Origin of the sequence: Siminovitchia acidinfaciens (assembly GCF_003605385.1) — a bacterium.
GTDB lineage: Bacteria > Bacillota > Bacilli > Bacillales > Bacillaceae_C > Siminovitchia > Siminovitchia acidinfaciens.
In genome coordinates this window covers 1-17,302 of sequence record NZ_QYTV02000005.1, presented here as the reverse complement: position 1 = coordinate 17,302, position 17,302 = coordinate 1, and the positions used below count along the sequence as shown (strand labels likewise).

The following is a 17,302-nucleotide window of genomic DNA, read 5'->3' as shown; positions in this document are numbered from 1 at the left end:
TACATACTTGGGCCGATAAATCAGGTTAAATATTTCAGGGGTAAAATTGACAAATAACCAATATTTTGAAAGAATGATATTAATGTCGTTTGAATTTGAGGTGGTCTCGAATGTTGGCTGAGAAAATGAAATTAACTGCAAAAGAAATTTTGGAAAAAGAATTTAAACCAGGTTTTCGTGGTTATAAGCAAGAAGAGGTAGATAAATTTTTGGATTTGATTATAAAGGATTACGAATCCATGCACTCAATTATTGATGAAATGCAACAGGAAAATATGAGGTTGAAAAAACAATTAGAAGATAGTTCACGCCGCCAGCATGTTCAGCCTGCTGGAACGACTAACTTTGATATTTTAAAGCGGCTTTCAAATTTGGAAAAGCATGTATTTGGAAGTAAGCTTGATGAAAATGTATAAACTTCCTAATATTGCTACTTGAAATTGAAGCTATTGCATATTATAATAATCATTCAGTAGATAACATTTGGGTAATCGCTGCGCGCTTTTGCAAGCGGCAGAGGAAAGTCCATGCTCGCACGGTGCTGAGATGCCCGTAGTGATCACGCCTGGTGAAACAATAAGCCAGGGCAGCCGGCATATCGGCTGACGGCAGGGAAAGCATCTAAGTCTTCTGAAGATATGATGCGAATACCTTGAAAGTGCCACAGTGACGGAGCTTTGCCGGAAACGGCAAAGGTGGAACGAGGTAAACCCCGTGAGCGAGAAACTCAAATTATGGTAGAGGCACTCTTTCCGCGGAAATGAACGAGGCGAGAGGCAGGCCTGAGTGCCTGCAGATAGATGATTACCGCCCGAGTACGAGATCGTCCTATGATCGTTCGCAGTACAAAGGTACAGAACATGGCTTACAGAATGTTATTTATAGGTGAAATTAACGAGAAAATGCCTTCCTCATGGGAAGGCATTGATTTTTCTTTTTAATGAAAGCCCTTCCAACTTGGAATATTATTCAGTTTTTTAGAATATACTTTAGCTATAAATTTTCAAAAAGGATGTGATTAATGATTATGCCTCATTTGATGAAAGACTTCAAAAGAATATCAGATGCACTCTATTCTTCCAATAAAATTCTCAGTAAAGAACAAATACCCGAAAATGCCCAAAGACGTCTGCAGGAGGCAGAACAAAGCCTAAATAAAGCCATTCACCATGTTTTATCGGATAAAAGGAATATTGCCCAGAAATGAACGCAAGTGTAGATGATACACTTGCGTTTTCTAATATTGAAGCACTCTTGCTTTTGTTAATTTGCTCAATATTTTTCTGGAATAGTGAATCGGGGTAGTATAAGATTAATGTATTCGTACATAAGGAGGCGCTTACATGCAATTGAATGATACGGAAACAGCTTTTATGGAGTATGTTAATAAGATGGAGGCGTTTAACGAGGCACTTCAGCTTATCTATTGGGATATGCGGACTGGCGCACCGAAAAAAGGGGTAAAACAGCGATCCGAAGTGATAGGTGTCTTATCCAATGAATATTTTCAAATGTCGACCTCGGAAGAGATGGCAGCATTTATTGCAAACTTATCCGTAAATAAAGGTGAACTGGCGGAAATAACGCAAAGTACCTTGGCAGAATGTAAAAAGATATATGATCGGAATAAAAAAATTCCGCCGAAAGAATATAAAGAATATGTGATCTTGCAAGCTCATGCGGAAAATATATGGGAAGAGGCCCGGGAAAAATCTGATTTTGGTATGTTCAAGCCGTACTTGCAAAGGCTGGTTGATTTTAATAAAAAGTTTATTGAGTATTGGGGATACAAGGGAAATAAGTATAATACTTTGCTAGATTTGTACGAACCCGAAGTCACAGTAGAGACGATAGATAAGGAATTTGAAATATTAAAAGAAGCCATCATCCCCTTGATCAGTAAAATTTCGGATTATGGCAGCCATCCTGAAACCGAATTCCTATATCAACCATTTCCCAAGGCAAAACAAAAAGACTTTAGCCTGAAGGTTTTGGAACAGATGGGTTATGATTTTGATGCAGGACGCCTGGATGAAACCGTTCATCCATTTGCAACCGGCCTTAATCCTGGAGATGTACGTATCACAACAAGATATTATGATGATGATTGGAGAATGGCAGTATTTGGAACCATTCATGAAGGCGGTCACGCATTGTATGAACAAAACATTTCGAGCCAGTTGATTGGAACGCCTTTATGTAATGGAACATCAATGGGGATTCACGAATCTCAATCATTATTTTATGAAAACATTTTGGCGAGGGACAGATCCTTTTGGGAATATAATTTTGACGTTTTGAAAGAGTACGCAGGCAGTCAATTCGACCATGTCTCGCTAGACGAATTTTACCGTGCGATCAATAAAGCAGAATCTTCTTTGATTCGTATTGAATCCGATAACCTTACATATTCTCTGCATATTATCATTAGGTACGAAATTGAAAAAGGTTTATTCAATAACGAAATCAGTGTTGAAGAGTTGCCGAAAATATGGAATGACAAATATGAACAGTATTTGGGAATCCGTCCAAGAAACGATGCTGAAGGTGTATTGCAGGATGTCCATTGGGCGGCCGGTAATTTCGGATATTTTCCTTCTTATGCACTTGGCTATATGTATGCCGCGCAGATTAAAAACGCGATGATTAAGGATATAACGGACTATGATAGGCTGTTAAAGACTGGAAATCTTAAGCCCATAAAGGAATGGCTCACCAAGCATATCCATCATTTTGGAAAAACGAAAAAACCGCTTGAGTTGATTAAGGAAGCTACAGGGGAAGGGTTATCCGCTAAATACTTAACCGATTACCTTGTTAAAAAATACTCATCCCTTTATAATCTTAATAGTGAAATATAGAAATAGGGATTGGCGGCTGTTTATATTACTTTTTTAAAATAGTAAAAAGGATGGCTTTTGGCCATCCTTATCTATCGTTTAGGAAACTTTAAAATTCTATACTTGAAGATAACTCGTTAATCGAAAAATGCTATGTCCAGCTCTGGCGCTAAGGATGTGGCGTTTTAAAGCGTCCAGCGCCTATCCACTAGCAACCTTCGCGCCTCTAGCGGCCTACTCGAGGAAGTATAGCGAACATTATAGCAAAGTCGCACGCAGCTTATTCGAAGAAGTCTGTTAAGCTCGTCGCATAGCTGCGCGAAACAACTCAAGGAAGTTACACATGATGTGATTGAAGTCAGTAGCTTCCCTATGGTGGCTGAAGTACTGCCTCCTCGGGAATTGTCTTCTGCCTGTCGGGGCTGATCAAGGCGTTTCCGCATTTCGGCTGTCTACCTACAGCCGGTAGGGGCTCAAGGTCGCTTCGGTCAAGCCAATGAAGTCAAAGAACGCCTTCACTGGCTTGCCCTCCGACGCCAGGATGTCGCGTTCTGAGCCTGCCAGCGCTTGCCGCCCCTAAGCTGCCGGCTTCCGCATTTCAGCTCAGTCTGTACGTCGATAAACAGGCTCTTGCACATTTGTTCTTGGTCTGATTGCCATATGGAAAAGGGGATTGAAAAATGTTAGCCAGGTTTGCTGTCATTGCAGGCGCATTATTATGGGGGACCCTTGCGATTTTTGTAAAGAAGCTGACTTTTTATGGTTTTACGGAAATGGAAATCGTGACAATTCGCGTGACCGGTGCATTCATTTGTCTTATTCCAATTGCTATGGCCACAGCTTCAATGAACCAATTAACAATACAATTAAGGCATATATGGTATTTTATCGGTACGGGGCTTTTTAGTATTGTGTTTTTTAATTGGGCATATTTTACCGCGATGAATATGATGTCCATTTCAATTGCGGTCATGCTGCTTTATACCGGGCCGGCGTTTGTTGCTGTCTTTTCAGCCGTCTTTTTAAAAGAGAAACTGACAGGGCAAAAGGGGGCTGCAGTTTTGATGACAGTGACAGGATGTGCTGTTATTGCTCTGTCTGGTGACAGCAGTACCGGAAATTGGACTGTGGTTGGATTCCTGATAGGTTTATGTTCAGGATTAGGGTATGCGCTATACAGTATTTTTGGAAAAGTGGCTTTAAGAAATTACAGCTCAATGACTATTACTCTTTATACTTTTTTAATAGCGTCCATTTGTCTGCTACCTTTTTTTCCATTTTGGAAAAAGGCTGCTGGAATGCCGCTCGAAGGCTGGCTATATATGACAGGGTTAGGCTTGTTACCGACAGTATTCGCCTATTTGCTCTACACATACGGGTTAAATAAAGTTGAAACGAGTACGGCTTCCATTTTGGCGACTGTCGAGCCGGTTGCCGCTGCAATGATCGGCATGATTCTTTTTCGCGAACAGCTTAATGGGGGACAACTGGCAGGAGCTCTCATAATTGTATCATCCATTTTGGTCATAAGTTATGAGAGAAAGAAGAGTGGAAGGTTAGCTGCATAAAAAGGCAGATAGCTTACTCCATCAATCTGAATGGGAGAAAACATTTGTTATTTCATTTGGACATTGGTGGGGATTTTTCCACAAAAAAATAAGTGTTATTGAGAAAGGCCGTCCAGAAAATCACTGAAAAATGATTTTCTGGACGGCCTGGATTTTTATTCTAAACGTTCGCAGGTTCTTTTTCGATTTTGCCTGCAAATGCTTTTACTTCTTTCATGTAATCATTGAATTGGTCAATGTCCATTTGCTGTGCGGAATCTGAGAGTGCCACTGCAGGATCAGGATGGACCTCTGCCATGACAGCATCTGCACCGATGGCAATTGCAGCTCTTGTAGCAGGAAGGAGAAGATCCTTACGGCCTGTTGAATGTGTAACGTCAACTACAACCGGCAAATGTGTTTCTTTCTTCAAGATTGGAACAGCGGAAATGTCTAGTGTATTCCTTGTCGCTTTTTCGTAAGTGCGAATTCCTCTTTCACAAAGGATGATCTGATCATTTCCTTGTGCGTGAATGTATTCGGCAGCATACATGAACTCTTCAATTGTTGCAGAAAGACCTCGTTTTAATAAGACAGGTTTGCGGACTGCACCGGCAACTTTCAATAATTCGAAGTTTTGCATGTTGCGGGCGCCGATTTGAATGACATCGACATAATCAAGTGCCGCTTCCATGTCATAAGGGTTGAGGATTTCGCTGACTACAGCCAAGCCTTCTTCATCGGCCACCTGCCTTAAAATCTTAAGGCCATCCAATCCCAAGCCTTGGAAATCGTATGGTGAAGTTCTTGGTTTGAAAGCTCCACCACGTAAGAGTTTTAATCCTTGAGCCTTTAATGCCTGGGCAACAGCTTTTACTTGGTCGTAGCTTTCAACGGCACAAGGTCCCATGATGAAATGAGCTTTTCCATCCCCGAGGTTTTCACCATTGATCGATACAATCGTATCATCCGGCTTTTTCTTTCTAGATACTAGCAATGCTTGACGATGGTCATCTTCCTGCAATTCCAAGCTTGCTTTGAAGATTTGTTTGAAAATGTGTTGTACTGTAGATGTAGTGAATGGGCCCTCGTTGTGATCCGCAATCATATTCAAAAGCTTCCGCTCTTGTACAGGATCAAAGCGTTTCACGCCCTGCATTTCTTTCATTTTGCCGATTTCTTGAGCGATTTGGCCTCTTTCGTTCAACAGTTCCAAAATTTGCAATGTGGTTTTTTCGATTTGAGAACGTAAAGCTTCTAGTTCTGACAACGATAAGCCCTCCCTGATTTATTCACAGCAGCACGGCAATTGAAGTTTTTTTAAAAAAACGACTTTAGGACTTCAACGCTGTAAAGCATGTGTGTTATAATTTTTATTGATAGCTCAACACATTAAACTGTATTTGATTTCTTGTCAAGTGCATTTTTTAAATTGTTTGCCTATTTTTAATTATAGCACCGACGCTAAAATGCAATAGCCGGTAAATATGAACAATTTTTTTCATTAACGGTGAAAATGTATAAATTGGCTTTACAAGCAAAACTTTATGTGGTAAAAATTAATGTTAAATAACTTTGAAAATAGCCATGACAGGACAAAGTAGTGTTCATCTCCCTGTTTTCCAGAGAGCTGATGGTGGGTGAAAATCAGCACAAAGATGAATTGCGAATTACTTCCTTGAGCTTCTTTTAGGAACGCTTGACTGGGTTCAAGCCAGTATGAAAAGACGGTAGCAGCCGTTATCTGTTTGAGAGGCGGAAAGTGTATTTCCGCAATGAGGGTGGTACCGCGATAAATAATCGTCCCTGCTATATGCAGGGGCGTTTTTTTATTTTTATAGAATAGATTCAAACTATTGGAGGGCATTGCAAATGAGATATCTAACAGCTGGAGAATCACACGGTCCACAGTTGACCGCTATTTTAGAAGGAGTACCCGCGGGGTTGACGCTGACTGCGGAAATGATCAACGAACAATTATCCCGACGCCAAAAAGGCTATGGCCGTGGTAGAAGGATGCAGATAGAAAAAGATGAAGTTCAAATTTTAAGCGGTGTGCGTCATGGGAAAACTCTCGGATCTCCAATTACACTTGTAGTTGAAAATCGAGATTTCAAACACTGGACGAAAATTATGGGGGCTGAACCGCTTGATGAGGCAGAAGAACAAGAAGTAAAAAGGCAGCTAACGCGTCCGCGTCCAGGGCATGCTGATCTGAATGGAGCTTTAAAATACGGACATAGAGATATGAGAAACGTACTCGAGCGTTCATCTGCACGGGAAACGACAGTGAGAGTTGCTGCGGGGGCAGTTGCGAGGATTATCCTTGCACAGCTGGGTATTAAAGTCGCCGGACATGTTTTGGAAATAGGGGGGATCCGTGCCGAAAATGCCGAGTATGGAACGATTGATGAATTGAAGGAAAGATCGGAAGCATCACCTGTTCGCTGCCTGGATGAAACAGCTGCGGAAAAAATGATGCGTGCCATTGACGATGCAAAAGAGCAGGGTGACTCAATTGGCGGAATTGTTGAAGTTGTGGTTGAAGGAATGCCGGCCGGTGTTGGCAGCTATGTGCATTACGACAGAAAGCTTGATAGCAAGTTGGCGGGAGCTGTAATGAGCATCAACGCATTCAAAGGTGTTGAAATTGGCATAGGATTCGAAGCGGCACATAAACCGGGAAGTCAGGTCCATGATGAAATACTTTGGGATGAAGAAAAAGGATACACAAGAGGGTCAAACAATGCAGGAGGACTGGAAGGCGGCATGTCTACCGGGATGCCGATTGTAGTAAGAGGGGTTATGAAGCCGATTCCGACACTTTACAAACCGCTGCAAAGTGTTGACATCGATACGAAGGAGCCTTTTAAGGCAAGTATTGAAAGATCTGACAGTTGTGCAGTTCCGGCAGCCAGTGTTGTTGCCGAGTCGGTGGTTGCGTGGGAATTGGCGGCTGCCGTATTGGAACACTTCGGACACGATCGTATGGATGCCATCGAAGAAAATATTAATCAATATAAAGAATATACAAGGGAGTTTTAAGAGAAAAGTTGCTGCGCTTGTTCTGCTTGCAACAGGCGCTGCTGAACCTTAACAATCAATATAAGGTGGGATAACGATGAACATAAAAGTAAGACCCCAATTGTTGTCTTTAAAAGCTTACGCCCCTGGAAAATCAAGTGATGAAGTAAAGCGGGAATATGGGTTGGAGAAAATTGTCAAGCTTGCATCAAACGAAAATCCATACGGAACTTCTCAGCTTGTGAGCGATGCGATTTCATCCATAGATAATTTCGCAATCTATCCGGATGGAGCAGCGGCAACACTTAGAAAAGAAGTTGCGGAGTACACGGGAGTGAAAGAAGATCAATTGATCTTTTCCAGCGGCCTGGATGAAATGATTCAAATTATCAGTAGAGCCTTGCTGGATGAAAACTCCAACACTGTCATGGCGTCAGGAACTTTTCCACAATATCGCCATAATGCTGTTGTACAAAACGCAGAAATCCGTGAAGTGCCTTTGAAAGATGGACGTCATAATCTGCCGGCGATGGCTGAAAAAATAGATGATAACACCCAGGTCGTTTGGATTTGTAACCCGAATAATCCAACCGGGACGTATGTGGATGACAAAGAACTTGAACAATTTCTACGGGCTGTACCGTCCAACGTTCTAGTTGTCATGGATGAGGCCTATTATGAGTACGTAACGGCGGATGATTATCCTGAAACGATTCCACTTCTTAAAAAGTACGACAATCTAATGGTATTGCGGACTTTCTCTAAAGCCTTCGGGCTTGCGGCATTCCGTATTGGCTATGGAATTGGAGCTGCCTCCTTCATACAGCAATTGGAGGTTGTCAGATTGCCGTTCAATACATCAGTACTCGCGCAACAAGCCGCTCTTGCTGCATTGAAAGATTTGGACTTTGTTGAAAAGAGTGTCAGTGCAAATGCACTCGAGCTTCAAAAATATTACGAATTTTGCGGGCGGCATAATATAGAATTTTATCCTTCCCAAGGGAATTTTATATTTGTCTCTTTCCCCGGAAAAGAAAGTATGGGTGTCTTCCAATACTTATTGGAAAGAGGTTTTACTGTAAGACCGTTTCCGAACGGTGTCCGTATCACAGTCGGAACAGAGGAAGAAAACAGGGAGCTATTTGAATTGATTGGAAAAATGGTCCTAGTCGCACACTAGAAAGACAGAGAGGAAAATAGAACTTGGACAGACGAGTTTTAATAATCGGGGTGGGGCTGATTGGCGGCTCAATTGCATTAGCCATTAAAAAGGAACATCCCGATGCTTATATTATCGGCTATGATTTGAATGAAGAAAATTGCAGATTGGCTGCAAAAATGAACATTATTGATATGTGTGCAGACTCTTTTGAAAGTGAAGCAATATCTAGTGATTTGATTATTCTAGCCTGTCCGGTTGAGGAAGTGGAACAAAAGATCTATCAGTTGGCTGATTTGCCGTTAAAACCGGAAGCAATCATTACTGATGTCGGCAGCACTAAGGCAAAAATAATGCAAAAATCGGCAGTGTTGCGTGAAAAAGGGGCTGTATTCATCGGTGGCCACCCAATGGCCGGTTCCCATAAATCCGGAGCTGGAAGCGCCAGGGAACATTTATTTGAAAATGCATTTTATATATTGACTCCAACTTCAGATATAGAGGAAAAAAAATTGTCCGAATTGAAAAACTGGCTGAAAGGGACAGAGGCAAACTTTGTCGTCATGGAGCCGGAGGAGCATGACATGGTAACGGGGGTTGTAAGCCATCTGCCTCATTTGATTGCTGCGAGCATTGTTCGCCAGGTGGAAAGTCATGCGGGGGAAAATGAACGCGTCCGTTGGCTTGCTGCCGGCGGTTTCCGGGATATTACCCGTATTGCTTCAAGCAGTCCCGCCATGTGGAGAGATATCGTCAAACATAACCAATCGAGTCTGCTTTCCCTCATCGATGAATGGATAGAGGAGATGCACTTTGTTAAAACTCTTGTCCAGGAAAGCGATGAAAACAACTTGTATAATTATTTTTCTGATGCAAAAAAATACAGGGATTCACTTCCTGTCCGTGCAAGAGGTGCAATCGATGCTTTTTACGACTTGTATGTCGATGTTCTCGATACGCCAGGGATCATATCCCATGTCACCACATTATTGGCCGAAGAACGAATCAGTTTGACAAATATCCGAATCCTCGAAGCACGTGAAGATGTTTTCGGGGTGCTTCGGTTAAGCTTCCAAACAGAGGAAGACAGAGAAAAAGCAAATGATTGCCTAAAACAAAATGATTTTGAGACCTATTTAAATATGTAGGGGGAAAGTCCGTTGACAATATCATTAAAAACAGAAGGCGATATTCAATTGAGCGGCACTTTTCGAGTGCCTGGTGATAAATCAATTTCTCACCGGGCTGTCATGCTCGGTGCAATTGCCGATGGAAAGACTAAGGTACATGGCCTGCTTACTGGGGATGATTGCTTAAATACGATTGATTGTTTCCGGAAGCTTGGTGTTCAGATCAGTCAAGAAGGCGAATATGTGGAGATTGACGGAACCGGGTTTGACGGATTAAAAGAGCCTCATGAAATTCTTGATGTAGGAAATTCAGGAACGACCATTCGATTAATGCTCGGAATTTTGGCCGGGGCCCCTTTTCACACTTGTCTCATTGGAGATGATTCCATAACCAATAGGCCAATGGACAGGGTTGCACGGCCGCTTAGACAAATGGGAGCGAAAATAGATGGCCGTGAAAATGGCAGTTTTGCCCCGATCAGCATAAGAGGTGGCGGGCTTGAAGGGATTGATTACGCATCCCCTGTTGCCAGTGCACAGGTCAAATCAGCAATTTTGTTGGCCGGTCTCCAAGCTGAAGGGACGACGACGGTCATTGAACCGCAGACATCGCGCGACCACACTGAAAGAATGCTAACGGCGTTTGGCTGTCAGGTGGAAGTGGATGGATTAAAAACAACTATTAAAGGAAAACAAGATTTAAAAGGCACAACTATACAAGTACCTGGAGATATATCTTCGGCGGCCTTTTTCCTTATAGCGGGTGCGATTGTTCCAAATAGTGAGCTTAAAATCAAAAATGTAGGAATAAACCCTACCAGAACAGGAATACTAGAAGTGCTGGAAGAAATGGGCGCGGATATATTAATAGAAGAAACTGATTCAAATAATTTTGAACCTGTAGCCGATATCACTATCAAAACTTCAGTTTTGAAGGGAATAGAAATCGGCGGGGATATTATCCCGAGATTGATCGATGAAATTCCGATTATCGCATTGGCAGCTACCCAAGCGAAAGGGAGAACCGTAATTAAAGATGCGGCCGAACTGAAGGTAAAAGAGACAAACCGTATTGATACTGTCGTCGATGAACTTTCTAAAATGGGTGCAAAAATTGAAGCAACAGAAGACGGTATGATTATCCATGGCGGTACGGAACTCCTGCCTGCAGTTGTCAATAGTCATGGGGACCACCGTATCGGGATGATGCTTGCAATTGCCTCGTGTATTGCAAAAGGCGAGACTGTCATCGAGAACAGCGAAGCCATCTCCATATCATATCCGAATTTCTTTCAACATCTAAAAGAATTGAAATCCTGACTTTCTCATAAATGGGAAAGAAAGAAAGGGGATATTCATATGCCGTACATTCTGTCAGTCGGAACAGGAGTCCCTCAAAATGAAATTACACAAAAAGATGCCATGGAATTTGCCAGGCATCTTTTTTCACAATCGGCCAATAACATAGAACGGCTGCTAAAGGTTTTCCACAATGGTGAAATAGAAAAGAGGCATATTGCCAAAAATATTGAATGGTACCAAAACGATCATTCGTTTTCGGAAAAAAATGATGCCTTTATTGAGTCGGCGGTGGAGCTTTCTATCGAGGCCATTGATAACTGCCTAACGTCCTCATTACTTCAATCTAAGGTGGAATACGGCGAAATTGATGCGATTATCATGGTATGTACTACGGGACTTGCTACACCGAGTCTTGATGCAAGAATTATGAATGCGCTTCCGTTTTCCAGGCATATGAAAAGAATTCCTATTTGGGGATTGGGCTGTGCTGGAGGAGCGGCTGGTCTTTCCAGGGCCAATGAGTATTGCCGCGCATTCCCTTCCGCCAAAGTACTTGTCGTAGCCGTTGAACTTTGCAGTCTGACTTTCCAGAAAGCCGATCTTTCAAAAAGCAATTTGATCGGAACCTCTCTTTTTGCCGATGGGGCTGCCGCCGCACTTGTCGTAGGTTCAGAAGCTGATTGTCGATCATTGAACAGTCGCCCGCTGCCAAAAGTGATTGATACAAAATCCACTTTGCTGAATGATTCCCTTGATGTGATGGGCTGGGACATTAAGAATGAGGGCTTATTTGTAGTGTTTTCAAAGAGTATCCCGTCTATCATAGAGAATTGGCTTGAGCCCAACGTATCGGGATTTTTGGAAGAACAACAAATGGCAATAAGTGACGTCGAACATTTTATCGCTCATCCCGGAGGAAAAAAAGTAATTATGGCCTATGAGGAAGCTTTACAGCTCCCCGAAGGAAAGACAGCGGAATCTTTAAATGTCCTTCGAGATTATGGGAATATGTCATCTGCTTCAGTTTTATTTGTCCTCGAACAATTTCTGCGTAAAGATGTTAAAGGCGGGGAATATGGTATCATCACTGCTCTTGGGCCAGGTTTCAGTTCAGAGCTTCTATTGGTCAGGTGGGAATGATGTTCCTGACTATTTTCTTGACTGTTGTCATCCTTCAGCGCTTGTTTGAACTTGTGTTGGCAAGAAGGAATGAGCGCTGGATGAAAGAGCGCGGCGGCAAGGAGTATGGAGAAAAGCATTATACTTTCATGGTCCTCCTGCATATCGGATTTTTTATTACACTAATCATAGAAATAAATATTTTCAATCGTACAATCAGTCCATACTGGGTGATGCTTTTGTTTGTTTTCCTGTTGGCACAGGCAGCTAGAGTTTGGGTCATCTTAACGCTAGGGAAGTATTGGAATACAAAGATTATCGTGCTCCCGGGGGCGAAATCGGTAAACAAGGGGCCGTTCAAATATATTAAACACCCAAATTACCTGATCGTCACCACTGAATTAATCCTCATACCTCTCATTTTTCAGGCCTACTTGACTATGGTCATCTTTTTTATTTTGAATCGTCTCATCCTGGCTGTTAGGATTCCAGCGGAGGAAAAAGCTCTACGTGAACATACCGATTATCGTACCCGTTAGTATAAGTTTGAGCCAGGCTATATGAAAATGGCGATTAATTAGGTAAAATGGGAGATAGGAAAAGAAAAAGTAAGGGGATTGTCAACAGGATGGTACAGGTAATGGAAAGATCCATAAATGAAGTGCAGCTTAAAAAAGCACTTACGCTGTTAGAGAGATTTCAGCAAAATGGCGATTCAGAACGTGCTGAAAAAGCAGCCAAGCTGCTCAAAAAAATGTATGAAAAAGAATTTATTACCGCCTTCAGCGGTCATTTTTCAGCTGGAAAATCAACTATGATCAATGCATTGATCGGTGAACAAATTCTTCCGTCGAGCCCGATTCCAACGAGTGCCAATCTCGTAAAGGTTCATGATGCAGAAGAAGAATTTGCAAAAGTATATTATAAGGATGAGAAACCGCTCTTATTTAAAGCCCCTTATGATTTCGACACTGTGAAAGAGTTTTGTAAAAGTGGAGAAGTGATTGAGGTTGAAATAGGAAAGCCGGACTCCAAGCTTCCGCCGGGGATTACTGTTATGGATACGCCTGGGGTTGATTCGACGGATGATGCCCACCGGATATCAACAGAATCGGCCCTTCATTTGGCGGATATCGTTTTTTATGTGATGGACTATCATCACGTACAGTCTGAACTGAATTTCTTATATACTAAAAATTTATTGCAGCATGGTGTCAAACTGTATTTGATTATCAATCAAATTGACAAACATAATGATGACGAGCTTCCTTTCGAGGAATTCAAACGCTCGGTCCGTGAATCATTTGCAGCATGGAATGTCTACCCGGAAGAAATCTTCTTCACTACATTAAAAAACCCGACTCACGTGTTCAATGAATTCCAGGATGTAAAGTCACTGATCCACGATGCCATTGCCAATCACGAAAACTGGATGAGCAACACCATCGAAGTGGCTTTTCACCAAATGATAGAAGAGCATCGGAATTGGCTTGAAGAAGAAAAGATGCTGGCTGCCCATCCGTATATGGAGATCATTAAAGGGTTGGAAGAAGAGGAGATTACCCGCATATTCAATGAACGAGAGCGTCTCCAGGACAAAATTAAGAGCCTGTCTAATAAGGCAGAGAAATGGATTGAAGACTTTGAAGAAGAAAGGGAACAGCTGCTAAAGAACGCTTACTTGATGCCATACGAAATAAGGCAGCAGGCGGAAAGTTTCTTGGAATCCGCACAGCCTGATTTCAAGATCGGCTTTTTTATGAGCAGGAAAAAGACCGAGGAAGAAAGGTCCGTACGCCTCAAAGCATTTGCTGACAGTGTCCGACATCAAGTGGAATTGCAGCTGGAGTGGCATTTGCGCGAACTGATGGCCAAAAAGCTTCAGGAAAGCTCACTTTCAAGGGGAGATTTTGAATCCCAGGCCCAAAGCCTAAAAGTTGATTTTGAAGATGACCTGCTGTATTCGGTCATCAATAAAGGTGCACGTGTAACAGGTGAATATGTGCTTAACTACACGGAAGGATTGGCCAATCAGTTAAAAAGGGCCGCAATTATTCAGTCTGATCGATTAAAGGAACAGATAGCGGGAGCCATTGAAGAAAAAGCAAAGAAAGAAATGGAAGCTGTCCAGTCCGTTGAAGCTGATGTTGTAAAAGTGGCCGATGCCCTCAAAGAGCTTAGTAAGCTTGACGAACATTATGCGGATAAAGCTAACATTATCGAAGAGCCGACGGGCGGAGAAGATGAGAATCTAGAAAAACTTCGGCGTGTGTGGGAGCAATTAAATAAAGATGTCAATGTTTACGATAAAGAGTCGTTCGAATTTGAAATCAATTCAACGGAATTAAATCAGATTGAACCATTGAACCCTGTTCAAGAGGAAGACGAAATACTTCCTCAAAAAGAGATCATTCGCAAGCTCAATATGGCTGTCTCATATTTTTCAAAAGAAAAAGGTTTTGAGAGAATTACGGAACAGCTCGATCAGAAGGCGTCGCGCCTTAATCACAACAATTACACCATTGCTCTGTTCGGTGCATTCAGTGCCGGGAAATCGTCGTTTGCCAATGCAATGCTCGGAGAAAAGGTTCTTCCTGTGTCGCCGAACCCGACAACGGCAGCAATAAACCGCATTTGCCCACCTACTGAAAACTATCCGCATGGCACAGCTTTAGTGCGGTTAAAAGAACAGGATGACCTGCTGGCAGACGTCAAACAATCATTACGGCTTTTCGGAAAGGAATGTCAGACGCTTGAAGAAGCGTTTAGACTTATCCCTTCAGTTCTTTCTCAAAAAGAAGGAGAAGGGAAGGAGAAGGTCCACCTTTCTTTCTTGAGTGCATTTAAGTCGGGATATGAACAATTTTCAAGCAGGCTCGGCGAGTCCATCATTACTGGAATTGATGATTTCCAGGGGTTTGTCGCAAACGAATCACAGTCATGTTTTGTTGAACTGATTGATCTATATTATGATTGTGACTTTACTAGGAAAGGAGTCACACTTGTAGACACACCTGGTGCAGATTCAATCAATGCAAGGCATACAGGTGTAGCATTCAATTATATAAAAAATTCTGATGCGATTCTTTTTGTGACCTACTACAATCATGCATTTTCAAAAGCGGATAGAGAATTCCTGATCCAACTCGGCCGGGTGAAAGATGCTTTTGAACTTGATAAAATGTTCTTTCTTGTCAACGCCATTGACCTCGCCTCTTCCGATGATGAAGTTAATGACGTATTGACATATGTCAGAAGTCAACTGACGGATTATGGCATCCGTTTCCCTAGGATCTTTGGTTTGTCCAGCAAGTTGGCTCAATCGCAAGAAACCAGGGAAATATCCAATATAGCAGAATTTACTAATGCATTCTCACACTTCCTGGAGCATGATTTGGCGAAAATGGCGATTCAATCCGCTGAGGCGGAATATGAGCGTGCATTAAATATGCTTGATCGAATGATTGCTTCGGTTGATGAGGACGAATCCAAGAAAGCTGCACGTAAGAGCGCCCTCATTAAAACTAGAGCCGAGCTCAATGAATGGCTCGGCAGCATTGGAAAGGCGGCAATGCCTGATAGGCTTTCGCAAGAGGTTCGGGAGCTCGTCCATTATGTTAAGCAAAGGGTCTTTTATAGGCTGCCGGACTTTTTTAAGGAAGCTTTTAACCCCGCGGCCTTGCAAAATGGCGGACGAGATTCATTGAAAAATGCTTTGGAAGATTATTTGGAAGCCTCTGGCTTTGATTTTGCTCAGGAGCTGCGTGCGACTTCTTTACGAATTGAGCATTTTGCTACAAAGTTGCTTAAAGAACGATTCGAGCAGATTTATAGGGACATTCAGTCCGTGGATGAAAACTTGATGGTCTCGGTCCCTGAAATCGGCCAGGCAGATACACTTGATTTTATCCCGGCTTTTAAGGAGATTGACCGGAAATATTTTGCCGCTGCGTACAAATACTTTAGGAATCCAAAAGCCTTTTTTGAAAAAAATGAAAAGAAATTAATGGAAGAATCGTTGGAAGAGCTTCTTTCCCCTCTAGCTGACGAGTATTTACAACAAGGTACTTCAAAATTGGATGAGCACTACCAGGAAGTACTTGCGGCCGAATTTGATAACTTGATAAGAAACATCAAAGACGATATCAATGGTCAATACGATGCATGGCTGCTCGCAATCGAAGATAATAATAAAATCGGCCATTGGAAGGAAATTCGAAAATCTCTATCTGCAGATGAATGACTTTCCGAAGGGGGATAGGATTATGTTTTTTATTAAGCCAAGGGAATGGCTTAAGGAGAAGCTTTTGGACAATAATGTCCGGATTGTAGATTGCACATATTCTCTGAATGATGCTTCATATGGTAAAAGAACGTATTGGGAAAAGCATATTCCAGGTGCAGTCCACTTTGACCTGGCTGAGGATTTGTCTGATGAAGTCCAAAAACATGGCGGCAGACACCCGCTGCCGGAAATTCAAAAGTTTAAACAAAAGCTTGAAAAAGCAGGCATAAATGATAAAACGACAATCGTTGCATACGATGCTGGGGAAGGCTGCTTTGCTTCCCGTTTCTGGTGGTTATTAAAATACATGGGCCATCCGGAAGTCTATGTACTGGATGAAGGTATGAAAGGCTGGGAAGACGCCGGTTTTCCGGTAACTGATATTGAGCTGGAGTTTGATCCCGTCCAATTCACGGTCCGGTTGAACGAATCCATGATCGCTGATGTTTCGGATGTCAGATCAGCAATAAAAAATCAAAACACTGTAATAATCGATTCAAGGGCAAGGGAAAGATATCTCGGACAAGTTGAACCGCTGGATGCCAAACCTGGCCATATACCAGGAGCTGTTAATTGTGAATGGACAGATGGCTTGAAAGCGGGGATTTGGAAAGACCGTGAAGAACAAATGAACAGGTTTTCCAATCTGAATCCCGGCGATGAGATTATCGTGTACTGCGGATCAGGAGTGACCGCCACTCCTAATGTCATTGCGTTGATGGAAGCAGGGTTTGACAAGGTCAAACTTTACGCTGGAAGCTATTCCGATTGGATTTCTTATCCTGAAAATATAGTTGAAAAAGGAGAAATTTAGACAGGGCTTGCGAGATGAAGTGACCCCGAAAAGTTAGACATATTTTTTATTAAGCAACTTTCAAGGTCTGAACTCGGTATTC

General features: G+C 42.3%; 13 protein-coding genes, 1 other RNA gene and 1 other annotated feature. Of the genes, 13 read left to right on the top strand and 1 reads right to left on the bottom strand.

Going from position 1 to position 17,302, the window contains the following annotated elements; translation table 11 throughout:
* Window positions 1–110: 110 nt before the first annotated feature.
* From gpsB to D4T97_RS12115, 5 genes are all read left to right on the top strand, one after another.
* Entirely contained in the window at window positions 111–416 is a 306-nt protein-coding gene (gene gpsB / locus D4T97_RS12135; RefSeq protein ID WP_126051019.1) for a cell division regulator GpsB, read from the top strand.
* A 63-nt stretch (window positions 417–479) separates the two neighbouring features.
* An RNA gene (gene rnpB / locus D4T97_RS12130) (RNase P RNA component class B) lies at window positions 480–873 on the top strand.
* A 148-nt stretch (window positions 874–1,021) separates the two neighbouring features.
* Window positions 1,022–1,207 carry a hypothetical protein gene (locus D4T97_RS12125; protein ID WP_126051018.1) on the top strand — a complete coding sequence of 62 codons (186 nt, stop codon included), beginning with the start codon at window positions 1,022–1,024 and terminating at the stop codon, window positions 1,205–1,207.
* A 136-nt stretch (window positions 1,208–1,343) separates the two neighbouring features.
* The gene (locus D4T97_RS12120; RefSeq protein WP_126051017.1) at window positions 1,344–2,861 is read left to right on the top strand and encodes a carboxypeptidase M32; all 1,518 of its coding nucleotides are present in this window, start codon (window positions 1,344–1,346) and stop codon (window positions 2,859–2,861) included.
* 659 nt (window positions 2,862–3,520) lie between these two features.
* Window positions 3,521–4,408 (top strand): DMT family transporter, encoded by an 888-nt coding sequence (locus D4T97_RS12115; RefSeq protein ID WP_126051016.1) that lies wholly within the window; start codon window positions 3,521–3,523, stop codon window positions 4,406–4,408.
* 160 nt (window positions 4,409–4,568) lie between these two features.
* Here the strand turns inward: D4T97_RS12115 and D4T97_RS12110 are convergent, their stop codons facing one another.
* On the bottom strand, window positions 4,569–5,657 hold the full coding sequence (locus D4T97_RS12110) for a bifunctional 3-deoxy-7-phosphoheptulonate synthase/chorismate mutase (RefSeq protein WP_126051015.1): 1,089 nt from the start codon (window positions 5,655–5,657) through the stop codon (window positions 4,569–4,571).
* A gap of 308 nt (window positions 5,658–5,965) precedes the next feature.
* Window positions 5,966–6,198: a binding site (T-box leader), on the top strand.
* Between the two features lie 61 nt (window positions 6,199–6,259).
* Here D4T97_RS12110 and aroC point away from each other — a divergent pair.
* From aroC to D4T97_RS12070, 8 genes are all read left to right on the top strand, one after another.
* Window positions 6,260–7,432, top strand: coding sequence for a chorismate synthase (gene aroC, locus D4T97_RS12105; RefSeq protein ID WP_126051014.1), 1,173 nt, complete (start codon window positions 6,260–6,262; stop codon window positions 7,430–7,432).
* 82 nt (window positions 7,433–7,514) lie between these two features.
* On the top strand, window positions 7,515–8,591 hold the full coding sequence (hisC, locus tag D4T97_RS12100; RefSeq protein WP_126051301.1) for a histidinol-phosphate transaminase: 1,077 nt from the start codon (window positions 7,515–7,517) through the stop codon (window positions 8,589–8,591).
* A 23-nt stretch (window positions 8,592–8,614) separates the two neighbouring features.
* Window positions 8,615–9,718 carry a prephenate dehydrogenase gene (locus D4T97_RS12095; RefSeq protein ID WP_126051013.1) on the top strand — a complete coding sequence of 368 codons (1,104 nt, stop codon included), beginning with the start codon at window positions 8,615–8,617 and terminating at the stop codon, window positions 9,716–9,718.
* Window positions 9,719–9,736: 18 nt separating this feature from the next.
* A complete protein-coding gene (aroA, locus tag D4T97_RS12090; protein ID WP_408021607.1) occupies window positions 9,737–11,020 on the top strand; it encodes a 3-phosphoshikimate 1-carboxyvinyltransferase in 1,284 nt (427 codons plus the stop codon).
* Window positions 11,021–11,059: 39 nt separating this feature from the next.
* Complete coding sequence (locus tag D4T97_RS12085) at window positions 11,060–12,142, top strand: type III polyketide synthase (protein ID WP_126051011.1); 1,083 nt, start codon at window positions 11,060–11,062, stop codon at window positions 12,140–12,142.
* A complete protein-coding gene (locus D4T97_RS12080) occupies window positions 12,142–12,660 on the top strand; it encodes an isoprenylcysteine carboxyl methyltransferase family protein (RefSeq protein WP_126051010.1) in 519 nt (172 codons plus the stop codon). The genes D4T97_RS12085 and D4T97_RS12080 overlap by 1 nt, the downstream gene beginning before the upstream one ends.
* Before the next feature lie 101 nt (window positions 12,661–12,761).
* The gene (locus D4T97_RS12075) at window positions 12,762–16,364 is read left to right on the top strand and encodes a dynamin family protein (protein WP_164525564.1); all 3,603 of its coding nucleotides are present in this window, start codon (window positions 12,762–12,764) and stop codon (window positions 16,362–16,364) included.
* Window positions 16,365–16,386: 22 nt separating this feature from the next.
* Window positions 16,387–17,220, top strand: a complete 834-nt coding sequence (locus D4T97_RS12070; RefSeq protein WP_126051008.1) for a sulfurtransferase — start codon at window positions 16,387–16,389, stop codon at window positions 17,218–17,220.
* Window positions 17,221–17,302 lie beyond the last annotated feature (82 nt).